15 protein-coding genes are annotated in these 24,588 nt (G+C 66.7%); 8 read left to right on the forward strand and 7 right to left on the reverse strand.

From position 1 onward, the window contains the following. Window positions 1-44 precede the first annotated feature (44 nt). From E8L99_RS23530 to E8L99_RS23545, 4 genes are read right to left on the reverse strand one after another with little or no spacing between them, the layout of a single operon-like run. Complete coding sequence (locus E8L99_RS23530; protein WP_137101844.1) at window positions 45-3,140, reverse strand: efflux RND transporter permease subunit; 3,096 nt, start codon at window positions 3,138-3,140, stop codon at window positions 45-47. Window positions 3,141-3,144: 4 nt separating this feature from the next. After that, on the reverse strand, window positions 3,145-6,264 hold the full coding sequence (locus tag E8L99_RS23535) for an efflux RND transporter permease subunit (protein WP_137101845.1): 3,120 nt from the start codon (window positions 6,262-6,264) through the stop codon (window positions 3,145-3,147). 13 nt (window positions 6,265-6,277) lie between these two features. Further along, window positions 6,278-7,741: an efflux RND transporter periplasmic adaptor subunit gene (locus E8L99_RS23540; protein ID WP_252511206.1), complete on the reverse strand. Its 1,464-nt coding sequence runs from the start codon at window positions 7,739-7,741 to the stop codon at window positions 6,278-6,280. Next, entirely contained in the window at window positions 7,738-9,207 is a 1,470-nt protein-coding gene (locus E8L99_RS23545) for an efflux transporter outer membrane subunit (protein WP_168201818.1), read from the reverse strand. Before E8L99_RS23545 ends, E8L99_RS23540 begins: the two co-directional genes overlap by 4 nt. Window positions 9,208-9,793: 586 nt before the next feature. On the opposite strand from E8L99_RS23545, the gene E8L99_RS23550 reads away from it, so the two are divergent. From E8L99_RS23550 to E8L99_RS23585, 8 genes are all read left to right on the forward strand, one after another. After that, on the forward strand, window positions 9,794-11,275 hold the full coding sequence (locus E8L99_RS23550) for a methyl-accepting chemotaxis protein (protein WP_137101847.1): 1,482 nt from the start codon (window positions 9,794-9,796) through the stop codon (window positions 11,273-11,275). 539 nt (window positions 11,276-11,814) lie between these two features. Then, a complete protein-coding gene (locus tag E8L99_RS23555) occupies window positions 11,815-12,066 on the forward strand; it encodes an acyl carrier protein (protein ID WP_137101848.1) in 252 nt (83 codons plus the stop codon). Window positions 12,067-12,070: 4 nt separating this feature from the next. Then, complete coding sequence (locus E8L99_RS23560; protein ID WP_137101849.1) at window positions 12,071-13,264, forward strand: acyl-CoA dehydrogenase family protein; 1,194 nt, start codon at window positions 12,071-12,073, stop codon at window positions 13,262-13,264. Between the two features lie 21 nt (window positions 13,265-13,285). Then, window positions 13,286-14,194, forward strand: a complete 909-nt coding sequence (locus E8L99_RS23565; protein ID WP_137102259.1) for an amino acid--[acyl-carrier-protein] ligase — start codon at window positions 13,286-13,288, stop codon at window positions 14,192-14,194. 2 nt (window positions 14,195-14,196) lie between these two features. Then, window positions 14,197-15,213, forward strand: a complete 1,017-nt coding sequence (locus tag E8L99_RS23570; protein ID WP_137101850.1) for a DUF1839 family protein — start codon at window positions 14,197-14,199, stop codon at window positions 15,211-15,213. 7 nt (window positions 15,214-15,220) lie between these two features. Next, window positions 15,221-17,656 (forward strand): glycoside hydrolase family 2 protein, encoded by a 2,436-nt coding sequence (locus E8L99_RS23575; RefSeq protein ID WP_137101851.1) that lies wholly within the window; start codon window positions 15,221-15,223, stop codon window positions 17,654-17,656. Further along, window positions 17,653-19,392 carry an alpha/beta fold hydrolase gene (locus E8L99_RS23580; RefSeq protein ID WP_137101852.1) on the forward strand — a complete coding sequence of 580 codons (1,740 nt, stop codon included), beginning with the start codon at window positions 17,653-17,655 and terminating at the stop codon, window positions 19,390-19,392. Before E8L99_RS23575 ends, E8L99_RS23580 begins: the two co-directional genes overlap by 4 nt. An 81-nt stretch (window positions 19,393-19,473) precedes the next feature. Beyond that, the gene (locus E8L99_RS23585) at window positions 19,474-20,916 is read left to right on the forward strand and encodes an undecaprenyl-phosphate glucose phosphotransferase (protein ID WP_137101853.1); all 1,443 of its coding nucleotides are present in this window, start codon (window positions 19,474-19,476) and stop codon (window positions 20,914-20,916) included. Window positions 20,917-21,123: 207 nt separating this feature from the next. Here E8L99_RS23585 and E8L99_RS23590 read toward each other — a convergent pair whose 3' ends face one another. Genes E8L99_RS23590 through E8L99_RS23600 form a run of 3 tightly spaced genes read right to left on the reverse strand, consistent with a single transcriptional unit; the run spans window position 21,124 to window position 24,547 of the window. Further along, window positions 21,124-22,221 carry a glycosyltransferase gene (locus E8L99_RS23590; RefSeq protein ID WP_137101854.1) on the reverse strand — a complete coding sequence of 366 codons (1,098 nt, stop codon included), beginning with the start codon at window positions 22,219-22,221 and terminating at the stop codon, window positions 21,124-21,126. After that, a complete protein-coding gene (locus E8L99_RS23595) occupies window positions 22,221-23,528 on the reverse strand; it encodes an O-antigen ligase family protein (protein WP_137101855.1) in 1,308 nt (435 codons plus the stop codon). The genes E8L99_RS23590 and E8L99_RS23595 overlap by 1 nt, the downstream gene beginning before the upstream one ends. Then, window positions 23,525-24,547 carry a glycosyltransferase family 2 protein gene (locus E8L99_RS23600; RefSeq protein WP_252511207.1) on the reverse strand — a complete coding sequence of 341 codons (1,023 nt, stop codon included), beginning with the start codon at window positions 24,545-24,547 and terminating at the stop codon, window positions 23,525-23,527. The genes E8L99_RS23595 and E8L99_RS23600 overlap by 4 nt, the downstream gene beginning before the upstream one ends. Between the last annotated feature and the right edge of the window lie 41 nt (window positions 24,548-24,588).

The following is a 24,588-nucleotide window of genomic DNA, read 5'->3' on the forward strand; positions in this document are numbered from 1 at the left end:
GTAACAGGTTGTATTCAGTTCACCGAGCCTGGGAATCCGCAGCCTCATTCGGCCGGCGCGACCAAGGCTCCGGCCTTGCGCCGGGCGAAGCGCCGGCTGACCCGCTCGAGCAGAAGATAGAGCGCCGGTGTCGTGTAGAGGGTGAGCACCTGCGACACGACGAGGCCGCCGATGATGGTGATGCCGAGCGGTTGGCGCAGTGCCGCGCCCGGTCCCGAGCCGAAGGCCAGCGGCACGGCCCCGAGCATGGCGGCGAGCGTCGTCATCAGGATCGGCCGGAAGCGCTCGCGGCAGGCCTCCACGATCGCCTCGCGCGGATCCAGGCCACGGTCGCGCATCGCCTCGATGGCGAAATCGACCAGCATGATGCCGTTCTTCTTCACGATACCGATCAGCAGGATCATGCCGATCATCGCGATCATCGACAGTTCCATGCCAGCGCCCCACAGCGCCAGCAGGGCGCCAAGCCCTGCCGAGGGCAGCGTCGACAGGATGGTCAGCGGGTGGATCAGGCTCTCGTAGAGCACGCCCAGCACGATGTAGATCACCAGGAGCGCCGTGATGATCAGCAACCCCTGCCCGCCCGAATTGTCGGAGAAATCCTTGGCGTCGCCGGCAAAGCCGGTGCGCAGCGTGCGTGGCGCGCGCAGGTTGTCGATGGCGATGCGGATGGCCCGCGAGGTCTCGTCGATGCTGGCGCCGTCTTCCAGGTTGTAGGTGATCGTCACCGCGGGAAAGGGTCCCTGGTGATTCACCACCAATGGTTGCACGCGCGTCTGCGAGCTGACGACGGCCGAGATCGGGATCTGCGCGCCATTGGCGCCGGGCACATAGAGCCGCCCGATGTCGCTGGGCGAGCGGGCGAAGCGCGGCTCGACCTCCAGGATCACCTTGTACTGGTTGCGCGGGCCGTAGATCGTCGAGATCTGGCGCTGTGAAAAGGCGCTGGCGAGCGCGGCGTCGATGGCGGTGATGGACACGCCGAGCCGCCGGGCCGCCACCCGGTCGATGGTGAGGTTGGCCTGCAGGCCACCGCGCTCCTGGTCGGTGGTCACGTCGATGACGCCGGGCACCGCCCTCACCGCTTCCACCATGGGCTGCACCCAGGCCTGCAATTCCTCGTAATCGGCATTCCACAGCGTGAACTGGTACTGCGACTTGCCCTGCCGGCCGCCGACGCGCAGGTCCTGGGCCGGCACCATGAACACCCGCATGCCCGGAATATTGGACAATTGGCGTCGCAACCGCCCGATCACCTGGAACGAGGTCATCTGCCGCTCGGCAAAGGGTTTGAGCGAGATGAACAGTCGGCCATTGTTGACCGAGCCCCAGCCGGAGCCGCCAACCGAGGACGACGCGCCGGCAACCGCCGGATCCGCCGCAATGATCGCATTCACCCGCGTCTGCAATTCCACCATGGCGGGAAACGAGATGTCCGGCGCGGCTTCCGTCCAGGCCACGACCAGGCCGGTATCGTCCTGCGGGAAATAGCCCTTGGGCAGTTTCTGGAACAGGAACACCGTGCCGGCGACCGTCAGGACAAGGACGAGACTGGTCAGCCCCGGGCGGTTGAGGGCGGGCTTCAGCGAGCGCAGATAGGCGCGCATCAGGCCGTCGAGCACCGCGTCGATGGCGCGGCCGATGAAGGTCGGGCCCTTCGCCGGCCGAGCCCGCATGCGCGCCATGATCGCCGGTGTCACGGTGAGCGACACCAGCGCCGAAAAGGCGATGGCGAAGACCATGGTCCAGGCGAATTCGGCAAAGAACCGGCCGATCACGCCGGGCATGAACAGAAGCGGGATGAAGGCCGCCACCAGCGAGATGGAGATCGACATGACCGTGAAGCCGATCTGCTTGGCACCCGCCAGCGCCGCGGCCTCCGGCGGCATGCCCATCGCCACGTGGCGGTCGACGTTCTCGATCATCACGATGGCGTCGTCGACCACGAAGCCGACCGCCACGATGATCGCCATCAACGACAGGATATCGATGGAGAATTTCGCCATCCACATCAGCACGAAGGCGCCGGCCAGCGACAAGGGCACGGTGACGCCGGCCGCGATCGTCGCGCCGACGCGCCGCATGAAGACCAGCACCACCACCATGACCAGCACGATGGAGATCAGCAGCGTGCGGTAGAGCTCCTCGACACTGGCGCGGATCGTGGTGGAGCGGTCGTTGAGGATCGACACCGCGATGCCCGCCGGCATCCAGCGTTCCAGCTGCGGCAGCAACGCCTTCACCCGGTCGACCGTCTCGATCACATTGGCATTGGCCTGTTTGGTGATCAGGATCTGCACCGAGGGCTTGCTGTTGTACCAGCCGGCGGCGCGGCTGTTGCGCGTCGAATTGCGCACATCGGCAATGGCGCCGAGCCGGATCACGTCGCCATTGGACGCGCGCAGCACCAGCGCGCGGTAATCCTCGACGCGGGTCAGCTGGTCGTTGACCGCCAGCGTATTGGACGTCCGCTCGCCCTCCAGCGCGCCGACCGGAGCCAGCGTGTTGGCATTGACCACCGCGGTGCGCACCGCATCGATGCCGAGGCCGACCGAGGCCAGCAGGCCGGGATCGACGCGGATGCGGATCGCCGGCTGTTCGGCGCCGGTGACGGTCGCCTCGGCGACGCCATCGATCTGCGAGATCCGCTGGGCGAGCACGCTGTCGGCGACGTCATAGAGCGCGCTGGTGGTCAGCGTTTCCGAGGTCAGCGCCAGGATCAGGATCGGCGCCGCCGAGGGATTGAACTTGCGGAAGGTCGGCAGCGTCGGCAGGTCGGAGGGCATGTCGCTCGCCGCAGCGTTCAGCGCCGCCTGCACGTCGCGCGCCGCGCTGTCGATGTTCCGCGTGAGATCGAACTGCACGATGATCGAGGTCGAGCCGAGTGAACTCGACGAGGTGATCTCGGTGACGCCGGCGATTTCGCCGAGCCGCCGCTCCAGCGGCGCGGCCACGGTCGCCGCCATGATCGCCGGATCGGCGCCGGGCCTGGAGGCCGAGACCCGGATGGTCGGCATGTCGACCGTCGGCAGGCTGGATACCGGCAGGAAGACATAGGCGACGAAGCCCGCCATCAGGAGGCCGAGCGCCAGCAGGCTGGTCGCGACGGGCCTCAGGATGAACGGGGTCGAGAAGCTCATCGCCTCATTCCCCCGGCTTCGGCACAGCCGCCACCGGACCATGTCCGGTCTTGCGGCGCAGCCACAGGCGCAGGCGCTCCAGCTCCAGATAGACCACCGGCGTGGTGTAGAGCGTGAGCAACTGGCTGAGCAGCAGGCCGCCGATGATGGTGACGCCCAGCGGAATGCGCAGCTCCGATCCCGTGCCATGGTGCAGCGCCAGCGGCAGCGCGCCGAACAGGGCGGCGAGCGTCGTCATCATGATCGGGCGGAAGCGCAGCACGCAGGCCTCGATGATCGCCGCCTTGGGGTCGAGCCCGCGCTCGCGCTCGGCATCGAGCGCGAAGTCGATCATCATGATCGCGTTCTTCTTCACGATGCCCATCAGCAGCACGATGCCGATGAGGGCCACCAGCGACAGGTCCTGCCCGGTCAGCTTGAGCGCCAGCAGCGCGCCGATGCCGGCTGACGGCAATGTCGATAGAATGGTGATCGGGTGGATGTAGCTCTCGTAGAGCACGCCCAGCACGATATAGATCACCACCACGGCGGCGAGGATCAGCCAGGGCTGACCGGCGAGCGAGCGGGCGAATTCCTGCGCCTCGCCGGCGAAGGCGCCCGACACCGAATCCGGCACGCCCAGTTCGGTCCGGATCATGGAAATCGCCGCGACCGCATCGCCGAGCGACGTACCGCTGGCCAGATCGAAGCTCAGCGTGACGGACGGGAACTGCTCCTGGTTCTGCAGGATCAGCGGCGCCGTGCCGCGTTCGACACGGGCAACCGACATGAGCGGGATCGGCTGGGTCACCGATGTCGCCGGATTGACCGCCGGGACATAGAGCTTCGACAGCGAGGCCGGATCCATCGCCTGGCGCGGCTCGGCCTCCAGGATCACGCGATACTGGTTGGTCTGGGCATAGATGGTCGAAATCTGCCGCTGGCCATAGGCATCATAGAGCGTGTCGTCGATCGCCTGGATCGACACGCCGAGCCGTGAGGCCGCCTCGCGGTCGATGCGGATATTGACCCGGCCGCCACCCTCCTGGATTTCCGCGGAGACATTGCGGAAGCCGGGCTCGGTCTCCACCCGCTCGGCAAGCCTGGTCGCCCACAGCACCACATCCGGCCGCGAGGCGCCGACCAGCGTGTATTGGAAAGCCGCCCGGCTCTGGGTCGTGCCGATCTGGATGTCGGAGACCGCACGGACAATCACCACGAGACCCGTGAGCTTGTCGACGGCGATCGCCTGCAGCCGCTCGGCGATTTCGCCCGCCGTCTCGGCGCGGTCGTCGCGCGGGCGGAGCACGATCTGCATCCGCGCCATGTTGGTGGTGGGATTGGAGGCGGCAGCGCCCGCGACCGACACCACGCCGGCGACCTGCGGATCGGCGCGGAACAGGCTCGAGGCCTCCTCTTGCAGACGCCTCAGCTCTGGGAACGAGGTGGTCGGTCCGGCCTGGAGGGTCGCGGTCAGCACCCCGGTATCCTGCGGCGGCAGGAAGCCCTTGGGCATGACGACATAGAACCAGATGGTGATCGCAAGCGTCGCCAGCGTCACCATGAGCGTCATGACCGGCCATTCCACCACCCGGGCGACCGAGCGGCCATAGGCGAGCACCAGCCGCTCGCTCCAGGTCACCTTGCGCTCGCCCTTGGGCTCGGGCGCGGCCTTCAGGAGCCTCGAACACATCATCGGGCTGAGCGTCAGCGACACCACCGCCGAGGCAATCACCGCAATCGTCAGGGTCAGCGCGAATTCGCGGAACATCCGTCCGACCAGGCCGCTCATGAACAGGAGCGGGATGAACACCGCCACCAGCGACACCGTTAGCGAGACGATGGTGAAGCCGATCTCCTTGGAGCCCTTCAGCGCCGCCTCGAAGGGACCCTCGCCCTTCTCCATGCGCCGCACGATGTTCTCGATGATGACGATGGCATCGTCGACCACGAAGCCTGTGCCGATGGTCAGCGCCATCAGCGACAGGTTGTCGAGCGAGAAGCCCGCCAGATACATCACCGCGAAGGTGACGATGAGCGAGAGCGGCAGCGCGACGCCCGCGACAATGGTCGCCCGCCAGGATCTCAGGAACACCAGCACCACCAGCACGACGAGACCGACGCTGAGGGCGAGCGTGAACTGCACGTCGCGGATAGACGCCTTGATCGTGCCGGTTCGGTCGGTGACGACGGTCAGCACCGCGCCGCTCGGCAGGGCGCGTTCCAGCCGCGGCAGTTCCGCCATGATCCGTTCGACGGTCTTCACGACATTGGCGCCGGGCTGCCGCTGGATATCCATGACGATGGCGGGCCGGCCCTGGTACCAGGCGCCGACGCGCGCATTCTCAAGCCCGTCGACCACATTGGCGACATCCGCCAGCAGGACCGGAGCGTTGTTGCGATAGGAGATGATGACCGTCTTGTAGGCCTCCGCCGCGGTCACCTGGTCGTTGGCAGCAATTGTGAAGGACTGGCGCGCACCATCGAGCGAGCCTTTGGGTCCCGCCACATTGGCTGCGACGATCGCCGCGCGCACATCTTCCAGGCTGATGCGATAGGCGGCGAGCCGGTCGAGATCGACCTGGATGCGCACGGCGGGCTTCAGATTGCCGGCGACCGACACGCGGCCGACGCCGGAAATCTCGGCCAGCCGCTGCGCCAGCAGCGTATCGGCAATATCGGCCAGACGTTCCAGCGGCACGGTCGGCGAGGTGATGGCCAGCGTGATGATCGGCGCATCCGCCGGGTTCACCTTGGCATAGGTCGGGGGATAGGGCAGGCCGCGCGGCAGCGCCGAACCCGCCGCATTGATCGCCGATTGCACGTCCTGGGCGGCCGCGTCGATGTCACGGTCGAGATCGAACTGCAGCGTCACCTGCGACAGGCCGAGCGAGCTCGACGAGGTCATCATGGCCAGCGCCGGGATCAGGCCGAGCTGGCGCTCCAGCGGTGCGGTCACCAGCGCCGCGATCGTGTCAGGGCTGGCGCCGGGCAGCTGGGTCGTCACCTGGATGGTCGGGAACTCGACCTGCGGCAGCGACGAGACCGGCAGCCGGAGATAGCCGAGGACGCCCGCCAGCACCAAAGCCAGGGCCAGCAGCGAGGTCGCGATCGGCCGGTGGATGAAGGGCGCCGAGACGTTCATGACCGGCCCCGGCTCACGGCGAGGCGGCGGGCGGTGAACCACCCGCCGGCGGCGTGCCAGGCGGTGCGCCGCCACGCGGGCCCCTGCCCTCGCCACCCGGACGTCCTTCGCCTGGGCCGCCTCCACCCGCTCCACGCCGGCCTTCGCCGGGGGGACGCTGGCGGGGCGCGCCGGCTGCCGGAGCATCAGTCGCGGTTCCTGGCTGGGCTTCGGCTGGCGCATCGCCGAGCGCGGTCGCCGCACCCGGCGGCCGGCCCCGTGGCGGGGCCGAGGCAGGATCGGCGACGCGCACCCGCGCGCCATCGGACAATCGGGCAAAACCGGTGGTGACCACGCGGTCCGCCGGACCGACGCCGGTGATGACGGCCAGGCCTTCGGCTTCGCGGGCGATCTGGATCGGACGGACGCCGACCGTTGTCTCGTCCTTCAGCACATAGAGGAACGGCCCCTGCGGCCCGCGCTGCACCGCCTCGCCCGGCACCGTGGTGACACCGGCAAGCGTGTCCACCTCCAGCTTGATCGAGACATATTGGCCCGGCCACAGATGGGCGGGATCGTTGCGGAACGACGCCTTGAGCTTCACCGTGCCGGTGGTCTGGTCGATCTGGTTGTCGATCACGTCGAGAACGCCGGTGTCCTGCACCTGGCCGTTTTCCGTGCTGATGATCTCGACCTTGGGCTTGCCTCGCGCCATCGCCGCGATGACCGCGCGCAATTGCTGCTGCGGCACGCTGAAGGCCACCGCGATCGGGTCGACCTGCGCCACCACGACAAGTCCGGTGGTCGAGCTCGACTGGATGACATTGCCCTCGTCCACCAGACGCAGGCCGGTGCGGCCGTCGATCGGCGAGACGATGGTGGTATAGGCGAGGACCGCCCGGGCATTGTCGATCGCCGCCTGGTCGAGCGCGACCTGCGCCTCGTACTGCGCGACCAGCGCGCGCTGGGTATCGGCCTGCTGCTTGGAGCCGGAATTGTCGTTGGCGAGGCGGATATAGCGGGCAAGATCGAGCCGGGCATTGGCCAGCACCGCCTCGTCCTGCGCCTTCTTCGCCACCACCTGGTCGAGTTGGGCCTGGTAGACGGTCGGATCGATCCGGCCGAGCACGTCGCCGGCCTTGACCATCTGCCCTTCGCGGAAATTGACCGAGATGAGCCGGCCATCGGCCTGCGGGCGGACTGTCACGGTGCGCAAGGCGGTGACTGTTCCAACGGCATCGATATAGACCGGCACGTCGACCACGCGCGGCGCCTGGACGATGACCGAGGGCGGGGGATCGCCCATGCCGCCGCCACGCCGTCCGCCGGGGCCGCCGCGGGGCGGTCCGCCAGTGCCACCCGGACCAGCCTGCTGCTGGCCACCGATGAACGGCACGTCATAGCCAAAGGGCAGTTTGCCGGTCTGCGAATAGGTATAGCCGCTCCAGCCAGCGCCGCCGGCGATCAGCAGAAGGACGAAGGCGGTCGAGCGCTTCATGGCGTCGGTCTCAGGGCGGGCTCTCCGGCAGGAGTCACTTCGGTAAGTGGCGTCTCCGGCGTCCATCCGCCACCAAGGGCCTGGAACAGCGCGACGGAGGCCTGGGCGCGCGCATAGCGTGCCTGGACCAGCGCATCTTCGGAATTGAACAATGTCGTCTGTGTGTTCAACAGGGTCACGATATCGACAACGCCTTCCCTGAGGCGGCCGTCGACGATCGAGAAGGCGCGCCTGGCGGCCATGGTTGCCTGTGTCTGGAAGCGCACCTGCTCGGAGGTCCGGCGCGTCGCCTCCAGCGCGTTGGAGACGTCCGACAGCGCCGTCAGCACAGCCTTGCGATAGACCTGAAGCGCCTCGTCAAACAGGCCGCGCTGCAGCTCGAGATTGCCGCGCAGCGTGCCGGGATCAAAGATCGGTTGCGTCAGGCTCCCCGCCAGCGAATAGAGCGCCGAGTCCGGCCTGAACAGGATCGCCAGCGCGTTGCTCTGGAAACCGCCCTGTCCGGTGAGGCTGATCGAGGGATAGAAGGCCGCCCTCGCCGCAACGATGTTGGCATCCAGCGCGGCCAGCCGGATCTCGGCTTCCTTCACGTCGGGCCGGCGCAGCAGCAGGTCGGACGGCAGGCCCGGCCGGATCACCGGCAGGGCGAGGGCCGCGATCGAGCCGCCGCCGGCGGCGAAATCCTGCGGCACGGTGCCGGTCAGCACGGCCAGCGCATTGCGCGCCGAGGTGATCTGCGTGCGCAGGCCGGGGATGGCCGCGCGCAGACCGGCGGCCAGCGCCTCCTGCTGGGCGACCTCGAGATCGGATGTGGTGCCGGCCGCCGTGCGGGCGCGGATCGCCCTCAGCACACGCTCGGCGGTGGCAGCGCTGCGCTCGGCGATGGCGACCCGGTCCTGCGCCGTGATCAACTGGAAATAGGTCGTGGCGACCGTCGCGCTGGCGATCAGCGCCACATAATCCTTGTCGACGCGGGTCGCCTGAGCGGTCGCCTGCACGCCCTCCAGCAGAGCGCGGTTCCGCCCGAACAGGTCGAGCACATAGGTGGTCGACAGGGTCGTGGAGAACGAGCTCGATTCCGAGCCGGAAAAGCCCGAGCGCGACCGGCTGCCGCTGGCGCCGCCGTTCAGGGTCGGCAGGAGGGCCGCCCGCGAGGTCAGGATCTGCGCCTCGGCCTGACGGATGCGGGCCACCGCCGCGGCGATATCGAGATTGTCGGCGAGCGCCTTTTCCACCAGCCGCGACAGTTCCGGCCGGCGATAGGCGCGCCACCAATGCGGGCCGATATTGGAGGGTGCGGGAGCCGCCTCCAGATAGCGCGGCGGCATGGCAAAGCCGAGTTCGCGGCTTGGCTGGCTGCCGGTGCAAGCCGACAGGACCAGACAGCCCAAGCCGACAAGCGCCGCGCGCCGGCTGGCGGTCCTCGCGGCGCCGCGCCTGGCGCGGTCATGTCTGAAATCCGGCATCATCTGCGTTCTGGAGTCACACCAAGCCCGGAGCAAGGCGGTGTCCCCTGCGTCCCGATGTCAGTGCATCATATAAAGGGTCGGTCACGCTATGCCGACAGGACAGGTGGTCTAGGCCGCGGATTTAATCAAATCATCTGTTGATCAGTCCCATGGCAGGCGGCCCGGCGCCGCGGAATAACATCTGGGCCCTGTAAGATCGGATAGGACCGCCGCCCGGTCTGGGGCGTCCCGGCTCGGCACATATCGCGTCGGGAAAATGCAACCTATGGGCGATCCATTTGTATAGATCATTCAAACATTGAATGACGCTGACTGATGGCGATTTTTCTATTAGATAATATTGGTTAATATTTCGATTGTATCAATTTTTGTATGAGACGATTTTGAATATCGAAACAATAATACTTAAATAACGCGAATGAAGAAGCATGATTTATGTGAATTAAGGACGTTAAGTCATAGATAACACATCGCCGCCTATAACATTCCCTAGCGTTAGGCGCCGTCACGCGGGATGGCCCCGTCGTTTCAGATCCCCTGCCCCGCTTCGCATCTGTGCCGCCGCCCCCGAAGGAGCACCCGCATGTTCGCATTCCAGTCCAAGGCGACGCTCGAAACGGAGGCCAAGCTGGCGGCCCTGGATCGGGTCCAGGCGGTCATCGAGTTCAAGCTGGACGGCACGATCCTTACGGCCAACCAGAACTTCCTGTCGACGCTGGGCTACGAACTGGCGGAGATCGTGGGCAAGCACCATTCCCTGTTCGTCGAGTCCGGTCACAAGGACAGCGCCGAGTATCGCGCCCTGTGGACGGGGCTCCGGGCTGGCGAGTTCAAGGCCGGCCAGTTCCTGCGCATCGGCAAGGGCGGCAAGGAGGTCTGGATCGAGGCCTCCTACAACCCGATCCTCGGACCTGACGGCAAGCCGGTGAAGGTCGTCAAATTCGCCACCGACATCACCGCGCGCAAGCAGGTGGAGATGGATCAGGCCGGCCAGATCGCCGCGATCAACACGTCGCAGGCGGTGATTGCCTTCAATCTCGACGGCACGATCCTCGATGCCAACGCCAATTTCCTGGCCGCTCTCGGCTATCGCCTTGACGAGATCAAGGGCCAGCATCACCGCATGTTCGTCGATCCGGCCTATCGCGCCAGCAGCGACTATGCCGATTTCTGGGCGCGCCTGCGCCGCGGTGAATACCAGGCCGCCAAGTACAAGCGGTTCGGCAAGGGCGGCAAGGAGATCTGGATCGAGGCCTCCTACAATCCGATTCTCGACGCCAAGGGCCGCCCCTACAAGATCGTGAAGTTCGCCACCGACATCACCGCGCAGGAGCGTCTGCTCAGCAATCTGCGCGAGATGATCGACCGGAATTTCGGCGAGATCGACCAGGCGGTCCAGCGCTCCGCCAGCCAGTCCGGCGAGGCGGCGAGCCGCGCCCAGGCTACCAACGACAGCGTCCAGGCCATGGCTGCCGCCTCGGAGGAACTCGCGGCCTCGGTCGGCGACATCTCGCAGAGCATGGCCGCCTCGCGCAATGCGACGGACGAGGCCTTCGACCAGGTCAATGCCGCCAGCGGCTTCACCTCGCGGCTCTCCAACGCAGCCACCGCCATGGGCGGCATTGTCGGCCTGATCAACACCATTGCCGGCCAGATCAACCTGCTGGCTCTCAATGCGACCATCGAATCCGCGCGTGCCGGCGAGGCCGGCCGCGGCTTCGCGGTGGTGGCCCAGGAGGTCAAGAACCTGGCCAACCAGGCGGCCAAGGCCACCGAGCAGATTGGCCAGGAGATCAATGGCGTTCAGTCGATCTCGGGCGATGTCGTGCGCGCCCTCGATTCCATCCGCCACTCGGTCGAGACCGTGCGCGACAATGTCATTGCCAGCGCCGCGGCGGTCGAGGAGCAGAGCGCGGTCACACAGAACATGTCCGCCACCATGCAGGACGCCGCCAGTTCGGTGGCGACCATTTCCGAGAACATGACCGGCATTTCGGCAGCGGTGACCCAGGTCAATCAGGCGGTCTCGACAACCCGCGAGGCCGCGCGCGTTCTGGTGCGCTGATCTTCATCCTTCATTAACCATGAAAGCCAAGCCGCCACATCGGCTTGCCCGGCCTTTTGCCTGTCCCGTTCGGGGCCGTGGGACAGTCCCGCTTGTCCCATCCTCGGACACGATGCGGCCAGGCCGGCTCCCGTAAACCAATCGTTTACTACTTGCAGGACTGCAGCCCGCATCGCGAACTTGTCCGTTTTTCGCGAAAATTGTCCATTTCTCGCCATTTGGCGGCAGAAAACGTACAATTTTTCGAAGATTTCCGCTGGTACCCCGTGACCTGCGCTGGCCGGCGAAGACATGAATGCCCGGCGTCTCAACAAACTGGCAAGCAGCCTGCATCCATATCGGCAAGTCCAATGGAGACACGCCTGTCGTTTCGCCACGGGACTGTTTCAGTGAAGCAATGTGAGCCAGCAAAAGGTCGCATCGTGCCGCTGGGGCAACTCAAGTAACCATTGCGTCAACAGATCGTTGCCGAACTGGTTCAAACACAGGTACGTCTTCCCCCGGGAACGGGGGATGAGCTCGAAAGGGAGCCGTCCGCCATGAAGGCCAAGATTCGCGAGATCGTCGCCAAGACGGTCGAACTGCCAGGCGGCATCGACCGTCTGACCGATACGTCCGATCTCTACGAGGCGGGCATGACCTCCTTCGGTTCGGTCCAGCTCATGCTGGCGCTGGAAGAGGCTTTCGACGTCGAGTTTCCCGAGCGGATGCTCAACCGTAAACTGTTCTCCTCGCTCGCGACCATCTCGGCCGCCCTTGAGGAACTGGCTCCTGCCGGCGCCGAGGGCTGATCCGATGCTTGACACCAGCCGCACCTCCACCGGCCCGGCCGCCACCTCATTCGCCATGCGGATGAACGCGGTCGCGGCTGTCGCCGAGAAGCATGCCGACAGCGTCGACAAGGCCGGGCGCTTCCCCGCCGAGGCGATGGCAGCGCTCCGCGAGGCGCGGCTGCTGGGCATCATGATCCCCCGCGAGCATGGCGGCGAAGGCGCAACCTTCGGCGAGATCGCCGAGCTCTGCACCCAGCTCGGCCGCGCCTGCTCGTCCGCCGGCATGGTCTTCGCCATGCATCAGATCAAGGTCTCGAGCCTCGTCCATCATGGCGAGGACAGCGCCTGGCACGTCTCCTTCATGCGCCGCGTCGCAGAACAGCAGCTGCTGCTGGGCTCCGCCACCACCGAAGGCGGCATTGGCGGCGACCTCCGCAATTCCATCTGCTCGATCGTTCCCGACGGCGACCATGTCACGCTGGAGAAGGACGCGACCGTCATCTCCTATGGCCTCGACGCCGACGCGATCCTGGCAACCGCCCGCCGCGCACCGGATGCCGCCTCGTCCGACCAGGTGATGGTCGTCATCGAGAAGGGCCAGGCCGGCCTCGACCAGACCTCGGTCTGGGACACGCTTGGCATGCGCGGCACCTGCTCGCACGGCTTCAAGCTGAAGGCCCGCGTGCCCGCTGAACAGGTCTTCCCCCGTCCCTTCGCCGAGATCGCCGCGCAGTCCATGCTGGCAAGCTCGCATCTGTTCTGGGCGGGTCTGTGGTTCGGCATTGCCGGCGGTGCACTCGCCAAGGCCCAGGCCTCGGTCAAGGCTGCTGCACGCCGCACGCCGAACGCCCTGCCGCCTGGCGCGACCCGCCTTGCCGCGGCAGCCGCCGAACTCTCCGCGCTCAAGGCGCTCGTCCGTGACGGCATCGCCCGCTTCGAGGCGGCCCGCCACCACGAGGAAGACCTCAACACGATGGGCTTCGCCGTCGCCATGAACGCGGTGAAGGTGCAGGCCTCTCAGAAGGCCGTCGCCATCGTCCAGGAAGCGCTGACCATTACCGGCATCCTTGGCTTCAAGAATGACACGCCCTTCTCGGTCGGACGCCAGCTGCGCGACATCCTGTCGGCGCCGCTGATGATCGCCAATGACCGCGTGATCGCAAACACCTCGACCATGCTGCTGATGTCGCGGCTCGATACCGACCTGGAGGGTTGACCCATGCTGGACAAGACCGCCGTGCCTTCGACCACCACCTTCCTCGACGAACTGTTCGACAAGGGCCTTCTCATCGATACCGGCGTTGATGGCCTCTACGGCCGCTCAGGCCTGTTCGAGGAGATCGGCGACCGCTTCCAGGCGCTGGTCACCCGTTACGGTGCCGAAGACGAGCCGGAAGTCGTGCGCTTTCCCCCGGCCATGAGCCGCCAGGTCTTCGAGAAATCCGGCTACATGAAGAGCTTCCCCCAGCTCGCCGGCACCGTGCACTGCTTCTGCGGCAGCCCGGCAGACCATGTCAGCCTCCTGCAGACCATCGAAGCCAAGGGTGACTGGACCGAGGGCCAGAAGGCGAGCGAGATCGTGCTCACGCCGGCCGCCTGCTATCCGCTCTATCCGACCGCTGCCAAGCGCGGCCAGCTGCCGGCCGACGGCCTGCTCTTCGACCTCATGTCCTATTGCTTCCGCCACGAGCCCTCCAAGGACCCGGCGCGCCAGCAGATGTTCCGCATGCGCGAATTCGTCCGCATGGGCACCCCCGACCAGGTCACCGAGTTCCGCGCCAAGTGGCTGGAGCGCGGCCAGGCACTGATCGGCGAGCTCGGCCTGCCCTTGAAGCTCGACGTCGCCAACGACCCGTTCTTCGGCCGCACCGGCAAGATGCTGGCGGTCAACCAGCGCGACCAGCGTCTGAAGTTCGAGCTCCTGATCGCGATCGAGAGCGAAGAGAACCCGACGGCCTGCCTGTCGTTCAACTATCACCAGGACCATTTCGGCAAGACCTTCGAGCTGGAAAGCTCGGACGGCGAAGTGGCTCACACCGCCTGCGTCGGCTTCGGCCACGAGCGGGTGATCCTGGCCCTGTTGAAGCATCACGGCACCGACGTGAAGACCTGGCCGCAATCGGTGCGCAAGGCGCTGTGGGGCTGATCATGACGGCGGTGTTCCCCGGCCTCGCGGAGGCGACCTATCCGCGCCACCAGCTGCACGGCACCGAGCGTGCCTGGCCGGAGACCAACTGCCACACCGATCTCTTCATCGAGATCCTGTCGACGCTCGGCCGCGAACCCGCGGCCGGTCTCGGCATGACGGTCGCCCAGGATTTCGAGGGCGACCAGTTCACCTTCTTCAAGATGTCGGCGGCCGATCTTGAGACCTTGTTCGGCATCGAGGTGCTGGAACTGTCGATCTACCGGCCGCTGGTCGACCATATCGAGGAACAGGTGGCCCGCGGGCGGCTTGTCCTCGTCGAGGTCGATGCGCACTTCCTCGCCGACACGGCAGGCGTGACCTACAAGACCGGCCATTCCAAGACGACGATCGGCATCAACCGCTTCGAGAGAGACGGTGCGAAACTCGGCTATTTCCACAATGCCGGCTATTTCGACGCCGAGGGCGCCGATGTCGAGGCCATGCTCGGTTTCGGTTCGGTGCCGACGCCGGTGCTCCCGCCCTATGTCGAGTTCATCAAGGTGGTTAGCCCCGGCCTCACCGGCCAGGCGCTGACCGACGCGGTCGTCGCGCGCCTCAAGGGCCATCTCGCCCGGCGGCCCGACGCCAATCCGGTGGATGCCTATCGCGCCGCGATCCAGCGCCATCTCGACTGGCTCGGCAGCGAGCCCCCGGCCTCGTTCCACCCCTATGCCTTCAACACCGCTCGTCAGTTCGGTGCCAATATCGCGCTGCTCGGCGATCATCTCGCCTGGATCGCCGGTCGCACCAGCTTGCCGCTCGACCGGGCGATCGCGCTCTGTGCCGAGATGACGGCCTCGGCCAAGACCTTCCAGTTCCTGCTGGCCCGCGCGCTCGCCCGCAAGCGCTTCGACGCGCTGGATGCCTCGCTCGATTCCATGGCGCGTGCCTATGACGAGGCCATGGCGTCGATCGCTTCTGCCCTCGGAATGGCCCGTGCCGAACCGGCGGTGCCTCTCCTCCGCCAGGCATCCTGAGATCGCGATGGCTGAGGTTCGGGCAATCGGCGGCGAGCCGGCGACGGTGCTCGACAGCGGCTGGATGGCCGCCCTCGGCCCGCCCGGCATCGTCCCCTCGCCCGCAGCAGCAGCCGGCCTCGACTGGCGCGCAGCCCCCGTGCCCGGCACGGCGGCCGAGGTCTTCCCCGAAGCTGTGGACCTCCTCGAAACCTCCGATATCTGGTATCGTTGCGCGGTCGAGGCGACCGGCCCACAGACGCTCATTCTGGAGGGTCTCGCGACGCTGGCCGAGGTTTGTGTCGACGGCGAGAGCGTGCTGTCGTCCCGGTCGATGTTCCTCAGCCATCAGGTGGATTTCGAGGCCCGGGGACAGACGGAGATCTCTCTCCTGTTCCGGGAAACCTCCGGCTTTCTGGAGCACGCCAAGGGTCCCCGCGCCCGCTGGCGGCCCATGATGATCACGCCGGGAACGCTCCGTTTCCTGCGCCGGACGCCGCTTGGCAGCATGCCGGGATGGGCGCCGACCACGCCGATCGTCGGTCCGTGGAAGCCGGTCACGCTCGTCGCGCGTTCGGCCCCGTTCCGGGTCCGGAACCTGCGCCTGATCCCCCGGCTGGACGGCACGACCGGTCGTCTCGACGTGGCGCTCACGCTCGATCAAGCCTTTGATGGGACAGCAACAATCAGCTGTGCAGGCATGAGCACGCCGCTGGTCGCGACCGGACCTGCGACGCTTGCGGCGACACTCGCCATCGAGAGCGTCTCCGCCTGGTGGCCGCACACTCATGGCGAGCCGGTCCTGCACGGCGTCACCGTTCGTCTGGGGACCCACGAGATCGATTGCGGCCGCGTCGGCTTCCGCTCGATTGCGATCGACCGGGGCGATGACGGCAAGGGTTTCGCCTTGAAGATCAATGGCCTGCCGGTCTTCTGTCGGGGCGCATCCTGGATGCCGCCGAAGCCGACGGCGCCCGGCTCGGCCGATCCCCGCCCCTTGCTTGAGCTCGCTCGCGACGCCGGCATGAACATGCTCCGCCTGTCGGGCACCATGACGCCGGAGTCCCAAGCCTTCCACGATGCCTGCGACGAGATGGGCATCCTCGTCTGGCACGACCTGCCCTTCGCCAATTTCGACTATCCCTTTGCCGATCCTGCCTTTTCGGCGCTGTGCGAGCGGGAAGTCCGCGGCCTGCTCAACCGCCTCCAGGCCTCGCCTTCGCTCGCCGTGGTCTGCGGCGGCAGCGAGATTGCCCAGCAGGCGACCATGCTCGGCCTGACGCCGGCCCAGGCCGCCATGCCGTTCTTCGACGAGACGGTCCCCGCGTTGGTTGCGGATCTCGCGCCGCAGGCTGTCCACGTGGTACACTCTCCGTCTGGCGGCCCTCTGCCCTTCCTGACCAACGAGGGCGTCACACATTATTTCGGCGTCGGCGCCTATCGCCGCCCGATCGAGGATGCCCGCCGCTCCGACGTGCGGTTCGCTTCCGAATGCCTCGCCTTCGCCAATCCGCCGTCCCCGGCAAGGCTGCGCGCGGCAAGGACCGCTGACCCCACTTGTCCCCGTTGGAAGGCCAGCATCCCGCGCGACCTCGGCGCCGACTGGGACTTCGAGGACGTGCGCGACCACTATGTCGGGACGCTCTACGGCGCCGATCCCGAGGCGCTGCGCGCGAGCGATCCGGACCGCTATCTGGCGCTCGGCCGCGCCGCTGCCAGCGAGCTCATGGAAGCCGTCCTTGCCGAATGGCGGCGCGCCGGCTCGCGCTGCGGCGGCGGGTTGGTCTGGTTTCTCAACGACATGGCCGAAGGCGCCGGCTGGGGTGTCATCGATGACCGGGGCCAGCCCAAGGCGCCGTGGTTTGCGCTGCGCCGCGCCTTCCAGCCGGTCCATCTCGGCCTGACCGACGAGGGACTGAACGGTCTCGGCATCCACATCACCAACGAGACCAGCTCGGCGCTTACCCTCAAGCTCACACTGGCGAGCTACGGGGACAGTCCGCACCCCCTGGCGAAGGCCGAGGCCGACATCGCCGTGGCCCCAAGGTCGTCGCAAAGCCTGTCCAGCGCCGCGCTGATCGGCCGGTTCTTCGACATCACCCACGCCTACCGCTTCGGCGCGCGCGCCCATGAGGCGACGCTGGCGCGCCTGATCGATCCCGAAACCGGTGCGATCGTCGCCGAGGCGAGCCATGTCCTGGCAGGCTGCGCCGCAAGGCCTGCCACTGGCTCGCTCAGTGTCGAGGTCGCAGGAACCGTCGAGACCCCGGCGCTCCGCATTGCCGCCGAGCGGTTCGCCCGTTTCGTCACCATCGACGACCTGACCCTGCAGCCCTCGGACCAGGGCTTCTGCCTGGCCCCCGGCGAGACCCGCCTGATCTCCCTTGTCGGCGCTCCGGGGCTTGCGCCGAGCGGCGCCGTCGAGGCGCTGAACGCCGCGCCCGTCCGCTATGGTGCCGCATGACCCCGATCATCTTCGACGGCATCCTGGGAAAGATCGACAATCCGCCCGAGGGCATCCCGCCATCCGGTCTCGGCGTGGTCATCGTGCCCCCCCACGGCATCGAGGCGCTGGCCTCAACCAAAAGCCTTCGCCTGCTCGCTGAAACCCTCAACCGGGTCGGCCATGCGACCTTGCGCTACGATCTGCCGGGCACCGGGGACTCGCTCGGCAGCGATCTCGATCCGGGACGGGTCGCCGCCTGGCTTGCCTCCATTCCCCAGGCTGCCAGCCAATTGCAGCAGGCAACCGGCGTCAGTGGCATCGTCGTCGCCGGTCTGAGGTTCGGCGCGCTGCTGGCAGCGAGTGCCGCAAGCGAGGTTGCGGATCTGGCAGGCCTTGTCCTGATCGATCCGATCACCCGTGGCCGCATCTACACGCGCGAACTCGCCATGACGGCGCGGGCGGTGGCGGAAGGCGCCAGGCTCGACCCGGATGCGACCTCCACCGAAGCCGGCCTGCTGATCGGCGGCTTGCTGACCACGCGCGAAACCCTTGACGATCTCAAGGCGCTCGACCTGTCGAAACTGACCATTCCCGCCCCCGCCCTGATCCTGCACCGCCCCGGCGCGCAGGATGCGGCAAGCCTGGCCGCGACCGGGATCGACGCCGAGCCGGTCGATGGATTGGATGCGATCGGCCTCAGCCCGACCATGGCGGTCACTCCGCATGCGGCCTTCGGGCGCGCCACCACCTGGCTCGCGAGGCTCCCCAGTCGCCCGCTCCGGCCAGCCGCCGCCCCTGCCCCGGCCGTTCTCGAAGGCACTGGCTTCGTCGAGGAGCCGATCACCTTCGGCCCCGCGGGCCAATTGTTCGGCGTGCTCTGCCGGCCTTCCTCGCTTGCCACAGGCGAGGTCCTGCTGATCCTCAATGCCGGCCGCAACCCGCATATCGGCTGGGCCCGCTCCACCGTCGCCATGGCCCGCAGGCTGGCCGCCGAAGGCACGGCCTCCTTCCGCTTCGACCTCCGCGGCATCGGCGACAGCCCGGATCGTCCCGGCGCGGAAGACGATCTCGAGGACCTGCTCTATGTTCCCGATCATGCCGGTGAGGTGGCTGCAGCCATCGACGCCATGGCAGAGCGCGGCTTTGGCCAACCGGCCATTCTCGGCGCCTGCAGTGGCGCCTATCTCGCCTTTCGGACCGCCGCGAACGACCCGCGCATCGCCGGCCTCGTCATTGTCAACATCCAGCGCTTCGTCTGGCGCTCCGGCGAGACGGTCGCCGAGGCGATCGCGTCGAGCTATGCCGCCGCCTCGAGCTATGTCGCGAAGGTCTGGGAGCCGCGCGCCTGGCTCCGGCTATTCACCGGTCAGCGCAACCCCTTGCCGATCGCGGCCGAATTCGCACGGCGAGCCTGGGCGCGGCTCGGCCGGATTCGTCCATCCGCCGAGACGCGCGAGGCCCGCGCCCTGATGGCCAAGGTCGTGGCGCGCGGCATTCCCGTCGACATGGTCTTCAGCGAGGACGATGCCGGTCTGTCGGAACTCGCCCGCCATTTCGGCGCGCGCGGACGTGCCCTCGGCGGAGCGCGCGCCGTCCGGCTGCACTTCATCCCGAATGCGGACCACGACCTCACGCCCGCTGAGGCGCGCGAGGCCCTGTTCAGCGTGACGAGCGAAGCCGCGCAGCAATTGAAGGCCATCGGCGACGGAGGAACCAATCCCCCTCGGCACGGCATTCGCATTGGTGAAGCTTAGAATGAACCCGTGTCCCGTTTCGAGACGACCCACAGGGATCGTCCGCGATGCTGGACGCAGAACTGAGCTGAGAGCTTCGCCATGACCCTGAAGGATCTTGACCTTCCGATCGGCGCCATAGAGCGGCGCAGCCGTGGCGGTTATGCTTGGATGCGGCTCGCGCTGAAGGCCGTAACCGCCACACTCGACTGGGTGGTGGTGGCCGCGGGTTCCTATGCCGTCTCGGCGATCTACAACCGCCTCTCGGCAGGCGACTGGTGGTCCTCTTCGGCGCAGACCAATCTGGCCCTGCTGCTCGCCAGCCTGTTCGTCCTGCTCAATGCGGTGCGCGGCCAGTATCAGGTCGGCAACTATATCGGCGTGCGCGGCAAGATCGGCCCTACGCTGACCTTGTGGACGGCAACCTTCATCACCTTGATCGCCTTCGCCTTCGCCACCAAGACGACCGATGTCTTCTCCCGCTTCGGCGTCATGGCGAGCTTCGTCATCGGTCTCCCCCTGGTGTTGCTGACGCGCGCGGCCGCCAGCCGCCTGCTGACGGTCGGCTCCAAGATCGGCATCATTCCGGCCCGCCGCGTGATGCTGGTCGGCCGCGAGGCCGATGTGACCGCCTTCGCCATGCGCTATCAGCCCTGGAATGCCGGCATGCACATCGCCGGAACTGGCCTCCTCTCGGAGACCGATCGTCATCCCAGCCGTACCGACATCGCCCGCATCGTCACCCAGGCGCGTGACATGCAGCTCGACGACGTCCTGATCATCGTGCCGTGGTCCGAGACCACAACCATCGATCTGCTGATCGACGGCTTCATGCGGGCACCTGTCACCATCCATCTCGGTCCGGAGCGCATCTTCGACCGCTTCGACGAGATCCGCATCGCCAAGGCCGGTGGCATTGCCAGCCTGCAGCTCGGCCGCCCGCCGCTGACCGCCGGCGAGATCATGCTGAAGCGCATGATGGACCTTGTTCTCGCATCCTTCGGCCTGTTCGTGCTGACCCCGGTGCTGCTGATGGTGGCGCTTGCGGTCAAGCTCGACAGCCCCGGCCCCGTCCTGTTTCGCCAGCGCCGCCACGGCTTCAACCAGCGCGCGTTCTGGATCGTCAAGTTCCGCACCATGACCGTGCAGGACGACGGCGACGTGATCCGCCAGGCCACCAAGAACGACCAGCGCATCACCCGCGTTGGCCGCATCCTGCGCCGCCTCAACATCGACGAGCTGCCGCAGCTGATCAACGTGCTTGCAGGGCAGATGTCGCTTGTCGGCCCGCGTCCCCACGCGCTGGCCCATGACCGGGAGTTCGACGACCGGATCGCCCTCTATGCGCGCCGCCACAACGTGAAGCCCGGCATTACCGGCTGGGCCCAGGTGCACGGCCTGCGCGGCGAGACCGACACCGAGGACAAGATGAAGGCCCGCGTCGAGCACGACCTCTACTACATCGACAACTGGTCGCTGCTGCTCGACATCGAGATCATCTTCCGTACGATCTTCTCGCGGAAGGCCTATGCCAACGCCGTGTGAGGCCCCTGAGCCTTTCCGTCGCAAAACGAGATATGCCCGACCACCCGGCCGCATCACAGCGCCGCGGTGGTCGGATCGCTTTGAGGGCGGCCAATGGTCTGGCCGGTCGGCGAGCATGCGTGGGCAGCAGACAGCCAGGAACCGCAGCAGAATGGACGTATGGATGGTGGGACAGGCTGGACTTAGCCGTGACGGCCAAGGCCGCCTCTAGGACTTGGCGGGCCTTGCGAGAACCGCATCGACCGAGGCCAGCACGTCGTTCCAGGCGGCTGTGATATCCACACCCGAAGCGACAGCGGGAGCGGGAGCGGCCGCGGCGGCCATGATCGCGTCCGTCAGTGCATCCGCATCGGCATCGGTTGGAACCAGCCTGAGCCGGCCCTCATCGATCAGGCGGCGATAGGTCGGGTGATGAGCAAAGGCGTCGGCCTCGGCGGGGGCATTGACGACCACCGGCCGTCCCGACATGGCGCAGGCGAGCACGCTGCCTCGCCGTGCGGTCAGTCCTTCGGCAAAGGCATAGACGAAGACGTCGACTTCCTCGAACAGCCGGAAGATCTCGGCATCGGTCTCGACATAGCCGGTGACCAGCACGTCGTCCTCAAGGCCGAGCGCGGCAACGCGGGCGCGGAAATCCTCCTCAACCTGGTCGATGCCCTTCACGAACGAGCCAATGAAGGCAACGAAGACCGGCTGCCCCCTGGCCTTCAGGCGGGCGGCGACCTCCAGCACGATGGCCGACTGCTTCTTCGGATAGATCGAGCCGAAATGGCCGAGCACCAGCCGGCCCTTGGCCCGTTCACCGGCAAGCCGTGAGGCAAGCGCAGTGGGCGGCAGCAAGGCCGGACGCACGAGATTGGGCGGGATTGGCACGATACCGCGCCGGCACGTCGCGAGCCTCGCGACCGGGCTTCCGGCAAACTGCCGCGCCACTTCCGGCGAAGAGAACAGGATCTCGGTCGCCAGCGGCACCAGCGGTGCATAGGTCGCCCGCCGTTTCCAGTCGAGATCGGCCCATTCGTGCAGCACAAGCACGACAGCGCGGCCGGCAAGGCGCGCGGTCGCGGCAGCGGCGACCGGCTCGGCGAGCCGCTTCTTCCAGGCCACCACCGGCAGGTTGATGACCAGGACATCCCGGTCGTTCAGGGCTGTGCCCAGCGCCGGCAGGTTCCAGCCGAGCACGTGGGTCATGGCGCGATCGCCGGCGGTCTCGGCAAGCCTGCGTGCGAAAGCCTCCACGCCACAGAGGGCGCGGGCATCGGACACGAGCACCGTCAGTCGCGACGGCGGGGACGTTGGCAGCATCAGGCTCGCACTCCGGGGAATCGGGCGACATAGCGCAGGCCGAACACCGCGAACAGGAACGTGATCCAGATGGAATCGACACGCGTGAACAGGAAGCTCTCCATCACCGATAGGTAGATGCCGAACAGCCAGATCTGGAGCAGCATCATGGTGAGGGCGGGATCGGCCCCTTGCGAGCCCGCGCGAGTGAAATCGCGGAACGGCTGGACCACCATGACCAGCACGACCAGGATCAATCCGGGAATTCCGAGATTGAGGGCTGCCTCGATATAGCCGTTGTGAGCATGAGCGGCGCTGCCCGCCCAGTTCTCCAGATCTTCCGAACCGAACTTGGTCGATTCCAATGTCCAGAAGGCGCCATAGCCATAGCCGGTCAGCGGCCGCTGGGCGATGTGATCGAAGGCCATGACCCAGATATCCGAACGGCCTGTGAAGGTGGCATCGACAGGCAGGGCGCGGACGATGCTGGCCAAGGTGTCATTGAGCACCGTGCCCGGACCAAGGACCAGCAATGTCACCAGCGGCGCGGCAACAAGGAGGGCGCGCAGCACATTCGACCGGACCACCGTGACCAGGCCAGAGATGATGAGGGTCACGACCAGAAGCATCAAGGCGCTCTTGGCGCCTGCAAACACCACGAACAGCGCGGAGAGAACGGCAATCGCGATCCCGGCGGCCTTGTAGCCGATGCGAGCACCATGGATGCCCATGAACACGCCCATGGCGAAGATCGCGCCGGCATTGTTCTTGTGGCTGAACACGCCGCGCCAGTCGCCCGCCAGCTTGTCCTCCATCACATCGGTCGCCTGATGGATGGCATTCATCGGCAAGAGCGCGACGCCCAGATAGGACAGGGCCAGCAGGCCGCCCATGGCGATCAGCAACAGAAGGCCCAATTGCCGGCGGCCATTGGGGAGCAGGAACAGGGACGCGGTGATGGCCGCGACGAAGCCGAAAAGCACGAAGCGCTTGAGTGACGACGAGAAATCCTGCGAGGTCACCACCGTCACCAGCAGCCAGGCCCCAAGAGCCAGCGTGAACGGGGTCACCAGGGCCAGGAGAATGCGGGCCTGGGTGGCGAAGACCAATCCGACGCTCGCCACCGCGATCAGGCCGAAGGCGAAATAGGTCAGCCCCTCGCGCCCGCTGGCGAGTTCCAGCATCTCCGTATCGCCAAGGTTCGCGAAAGGATCGAGCGTCACCCAGACAAGGGCGAGCGCCGCGACGAACAGGGCAGGCCGCGCCACTGCGATCAGATCATCGAGGTCGCTGCCTGGCAGACGACGGGTCTCTGCATCAAGGCTCATGAGGGCTTGTCCTGGCCATATTGATGCGGTTCGGAACCGAATGCCGAAGACACCCGCCCGAAGGCAATCACGATCGGATGGATTGCGATCAGCAGGTGGCCGGACGTGACGAACGACCGGATCGCCCGGAGCGGCGAAATGGCGAGAATGGCCATGTCCTTGGCGATAACCTTTGCCCGCCCGGCCGCGCCGGCCACGCCCTTCATGTCGAGGGCCCGGTTGATGGCGCCAATCCGCATGCCGCGCTTGATCACCCAGTTCCGGCTGGTCCGGTCCTCGGGGACCGTTTCAATCACCAGGGCCTCCTGGTTCCAGAATGAGCGGAACCCCGCGCTATGGGCACGCTGGAAGAAATCCGTATCGCCGCCTCCCAGCAGATTGAACCGGCTGTCGAAGGCAGGCTCACCGAGCCGCTCGAAGACTGCGCGCCGGATCAGACAATTGCCGCTGCCATAGATCCGCTCCACGGGGCCGGTCTGGCCGAAGGCCGGATGAAACACCGGGTGCCGACTGATCGCAGCGGCAGGCTCTGTCCGGAAGCGCGGGATGACCGGACCGCCGACGATGTCGGCCCCGGACATTTCGGCGGCAGCGACCATGCTGGCGAGCCAGCTGGGGGTTGCCGTCTCGTCGTCGTCGATCATGAGAAAGAACTGGGCATTGGGAAAGGCCGCCAATGCGGTCGAAAACCCGGCATTGATGGCACTGACATTGCCGGGAGCGGGTTCAACCTCGGCAATGCCGGCAAGCAGGCCAGCTTCGAGGACCTGCCGGGCCACGGTCAACCCTGCCTGGCCGCCAACATCGTTCTCGACGACCAGAATGGCGAAGCCGGCATGCCCCACCTGCCCGGACAGTGAATCCAGGGTCTCGCGGAGCATGGCCGGCCGTCGATAGGTCGGCACAACGACGACGGTCCGCACGGCCGCCACATCCAGCCCGGGGCTGGCGGCGGCATATCCGGGACGCGGCGTCTCACGGCGAGACAAGGGCATCGTCTGGGTCTCAATCTGGGCCAAGGGCGAGGCTCCAACGGGTTCGCGGCAAGTCATGCCCACCA

This window comes from Phreatobacter aquaticus (genome assembly GCF_005160265.1).
Lineage (GTDB): Bacteria > Pseudomonadota > Alphaproteobacteria > Rhizobiales > Phreatobacteraceae > Phreatobacter > Phreatobacter aquaticus.